Below are 2,825 nucleotides of genomic sequence, written 5' to 3' on the forward strand. Positions count from 1 at the left end.
TGGAGAACACTTGTCTTGGACAATGAGCCGCTAGCAAACATTTTTTCAATTTTTGTGTGGAAAGTGCTGTTTGGTACCGAGAGAACACTTAAGTCATGGTAGACTCTTAGGGAGCTACTTGAGAGAACCCTAGAGAGCCTGAGGGTTGGAGGTATTGTCTCGAGCATTGACTTAGCTACCCTGAGGACAGCCATTTTTATCGAGGTTTTTGTGAAGCTCCGCCCAGCGATTTTTTCTACATCGCCGTGTATGAGCTTTGCAAGGGCTGAGTAGTTTATTATTCCTTGCTGGAGAGCTATCAACACGTATGGGCGCGAGAGTAGAGCCAAGCGGACATAGTAAGAGACGCCCTCACGTCTGGACATATCGCTTATTGAATGTCTTGGATTAATATGTTTTTCTGGAAATGTCCTAAATATTGAGGATTTTTATCTATTTGAAAAATCTTTAATGAATAAAAAAGTTTATAAAGCTAGATCACTAACAACTTTTCTGATAGCCATGAGCCAAAAAATAAAAAACTTTAAGAGCCTACCAAATATGCTTGCAATTTTTATAGTTGGTCTACTGGTAGGAGGCCTAGCAACATACGGGCTACTAGGATATAGTTCGAAACAGCAAGCACAGAACTATATTGACAAAATCAAAGCTCGTGGGAAGCTTATTGTAGGGACGAGTGCAGACTGGCCGCCATTCGAGTATGTAGATGCAAATCATAACTACGCAGGGATAGACATAGAGATAGCTAAGAGAATAGCCCAGGAGCTGGGCGTTTCACTCGAGATAAAGGACATGAAGTTTGCCGGGTTGATAGAGGCGCTGAAGAATGGTGACGTTGATATAGTTATCGCGGATATGACTCCCACGGCTGAAAGAGAGAAGGTTGTGGATTTCTCGATCCCATACTATACTAGTAAAGGCTATGCCGTGGTTACCCTACAGAACGCAAATATAAAGAGCGAGCAGGATCTATACGGGAAAAAGATAGGAGTCCAACTTGGGACGATACAGGAAGAGTGGGCAAATAATAACTTGAAGGGAAAAGCCGAGGTAAAGTCATATGACCATGTATATCCTGAGTTGGTTTGGGCCCTACAGAGAGGAGATATCGATGCAATGATTTTAGGCGATAAGATTGCCGACGCGCTGATAACAAAGGAGCCATCGCTGAAGATCGCTACCTATGTGAGTATACCAACAATTGGAGGAGCTGTTGCTGTCCCTCAGGGTGCTGAGGACTTGAAATATGTTGTGAACAGTGTGATAGAAAAACTAATTGACTCCGGCGAGATGCAACAAATCTTTAACAACGAGATTGCAAAGTGGCTTGGGTCAAGCTAAAATAAATATATGTTTTTATGTTTTTCTTTTTTATCTAGGAGATGTCTATGGATTTCCTCAGTTTTCTAGTGGAGTACGGCCCATACATTGCTGGAGGTATCGTAGTAACTCTGGAATTGTCTGTTTCGTCTTTTCTCCTCGGCCTTGTTCTCGGTGTTATCCTTCTTGGGCTCAGTACGACGCCTGGAAAGATTGTAGCGCGGCCATACATTGAGATTGTTAGGGGCACGCCTCTCTTGGTACAGATCCTATTGATTTATTTTGGTCTCCCGGCTCTTGGAATAAAGTTTGACGCTATGACCTCGATTTTTCTGGCGCTTGGGCTAAATAGTGCCGCTTACCAGGCAGAGATATTTAGGTCTGCTGTAAAGAGTATCCCTGAGGTCCAGATTCTCTCGGCCGAGTCCCTGGGTTTCTCTGGATACCAAGTTTACAGGTACGTGGTTTTGCCGCAGGCCTTAAGGATATCTATTCCCTCGCTTGTAAACGAGTTTGTGACCGTTATTAAGGAAAGTTCCCTCGCCTCAGTGATAGGCATCGTAGAGTTAACAAGGAGGGGAGAATACGTGGCCTCATACACGTATAGGGCCCTCGAGGCTTATCTCGTAGTCGCCCTTGTATACTTCATTGTGTGCTATGCTATTTCCCATTCGTCTCGTCGTATTGAGAAAGCTTTGAAGATCCCTGGATACACGGGTGCATAGGCATGGTAAGCGAGGAAGTATTGAGGCTTGAGGACGTCGAGGCTGGCTATGAGGGGGTAGAAGTTATTAGGGGTGTTTCCCTGACAGTTAAGAGGGGAGAAAAAGTAGTAATTATGGGTCCTAGTGGAAGCGGGAAGAGCACTCTCTTAAAGGTTGCGGTGCTCCTGGTGAAACCCTCCAGGGGCAAAGTATTCCTAGATGGCGAGGAATTGACTTCTGGCAGCGTTGATCTCAGGAAAGCTAGAGCAAAGACCGGCTTTGTTTTTCAGAGTTACAACTTGTTTCCACACATGAAAGTTGTAGACAATGTAGCGCTTCCACTTAGGATTGTGAAGGGCTACAGCAAGGAGGATGCAAGGAGGACAGCTTTAGAACTATTGCGCCAGGTGGGGCTAGCAGGGTTTGAAGAAAAGTATCCGCTCCAGCTTAGTGGTGGACAACAGCAGAGGGTTGCTATTGCTAGGGCTTTGGCCATGGATCCCGTGATCTTGTTTCTTGACGAGCCTACCTCTGCCCTTGACCCGGAACTAAAGGCAGAAGTCATAGATGTACTGCTTGACGTCGCAAAGAGGAACATTGCAATGCTCGCGGTGACCCACGAGCTGGACTTTGCGAGGGAGGTGGCTGACAGGATTGCCGTCATGGAACATGGAAAAATCATTGAGGAAGGGCCTGCGAGCAAAATACTGGATTCTCCCTCAACTGAAAGAGTTAAGGCTTTCCTAAAATTGATAAGGAAATAAGGAGGCTTCTGTAGAATTTGTAGAGGTCTGTTTTTCC

3 protein-coding genes and 1 pseudogene are annotated in these 2,825 nt (G+C 45.3%); 3 read left to right on the forward strand and 1 reads right to left on the reverse strand.

Annotation, left to right across the window (positions count from 1 at the left end; genetic code table 11):
* Positions 1-365: pseudogene (locus tag QXT17_RS09205) on the reverse strand (hypothetical protein); the annotation flags it as partial.
* 136 nt (positions 366-501) lie between these two features.
* Between QXT17_RS09205 and QXT17_RS09210 the strand changes: the two are divergent.
* The 3 genes from QXT17_RS09210 to QXT17_RS09220 are packed head-to-tail and all read left to right on the forward strand — an operon-like array spanning position 502 to position 2,788.
* Positions 502-1,341: an ABC transporter substrate-binding protein gene (locus QXT17_RS09210; protein ID WP_052885671.1), complete on the forward strand. Its 840-nt coding sequence runs from the start codon at positions 502-504 to the stop codon at positions 1,339-1,341.
* Positions 1,342-1,382: 41 nt separating this feature from the next.
* The gene (locus QXT17_RS09215; RefSeq protein ID WP_240366725.1) at positions 1,383-2,045 is read left to right on the forward strand and encodes an amino acid ABC transporter permease; all 663 of its coding nucleotides are present in this window, start codon (positions 1,383-1,385) and stop codon (positions 2,043-2,045) included.
* Between the two features lie 2 nt (positions 2,046-2,047).
* Entirely contained in the window at positions 2,048-2,788 is a 741-nt protein-coding gene (locus QXT17_RS09220; RefSeq protein WP_020962863.1) for an amino acid ABC transporter ATP-binding protein, read from the forward strand.
* The last annotated feature ends 37 nt before the right edge of the window (positions 2,789-2,825 follow it).

Source organism: Thermofilum sp. (assembly GCF_038871435.1).
GTDB classification, from domain to species: domain Archaea; phylum Thermoproteota; class Thermoprotei; order Thermofilales; family Thermofilaceae; genus Thermofilum; species Thermofilum adornatum.